This window comes from Romboutsia sp. 1001216sp1 (genome assembly GCF_039841805.1).
Lineage (GTDB): Bacteria > Bacillota > Clostridia > Peptostreptococcales > Peptostreptococcaceae > Romboutsia_C > Romboutsia_C hominis.
The window spans coordinates 1-1,155 of record NZ_JBDPHA010000033.1; the positions used below are offsets into that span (position 1 = coordinate 1).

The window sequence follows — 1,155 nt, forward strand, 5'->3', positions numbered from 1 at the left end:
GGTCAAGTCCTCGACCTATTAGTATCGATAAGCTAAATACATTACTGCACTTACACCTTCGACCTATCAACCAGGTAGTCTTCCTGGGGTCTTACCCTTACGGTGGGAAATCTTATCTTGAAGTTGGCTTCGCGCTTAGATGCTTTCAGCGCTTATCCATTCCGTACATAGCTACCCAGCCATGCCCTTGGCAGAACAACTGGTACACCAGAGGTACGTCCATCCCGGTCCTCTCGTACTAAGGACAGGTCTCCTCAAATTTCCTACGCCTGCGACGGATAGGGACCGAACTGTCTCACGACGTTCTGAACCCAGCTCGCGTACCACTTTAATGGGCGAACAGCCCAACCCTTGGGACCTACTACAGCCCCAGGATGTGATGAGCCGACATCGAGGTGCCAAACCTCCCCGTCGATGTGGACTCTTGGGGGAGATAAGCCTGTTATCCCCAGGGTAGCTTTTATCCGTTGAGCGATGGCCCTTCCATGCGGAACCACCGGATCACTAAGTCCGACTTTCGTCCTTGCTCGACCTGTATGTCTTGCAATCAAGCTTCCTTTTGCCTTTACACTCTTCGCACGATTTCCGACCGTGCTGAGGAAACCTTTGAGCGCCTCCGTTACTTTTTGGGAGGCGACCGCCCCAGTCAAACTGCCCACCTGACGGTGTCCCAAGACCTGATTCAAGGCCTCTGGTTAGGATCCCAGTACTACAAGGGTGGTATCCCAAGGATGACTCCACACAGACTGGCGTCCATGCTTCATAGTCTCCCACCTATCCTGTACATGTAGTACCAAGACCCAACGTCAAGCTACAGTAAAGCTCCATGGGGTCTTTCCGTCCTGTCGCAGGTACCCGGCATCTTCACCGGGATTACAATTTCACCGAGTCTATTGTTGAGACAGTGCCCAAATCGTTACGCCTTTCGTGCGGGTCGGAACTTACCCGACAAGGAATTTCGCTACCTTAGGACCGTTATAGTTACGGCCGCCGTTTACTGGGGCTTAAGTTCACTGCTTCGGATTACTCCTAACAGATCCCCTTAACCTTCCAGCACCGGGCAGGCGTCAGCTCCTATACATCGTCTTGCGACTTAGCAGAAACCTGTGTTTTTGGTAAACAGTCGCTTGGGCCTATTCTCTGCGGCCATCCAAT

1 rRNA gene (only partly in view) is annotated in these 1,155 nt (G+C 52.3%); it reads right to left on the minus strand.

The features are described from left to right. Window positions 1-1,155, minus strand: a 23S ribosomal RNA gene (locus ABHC41_RS14655) (its annotated part continues 1,433 nt past the right edge of the window); the annotation flags it as partial.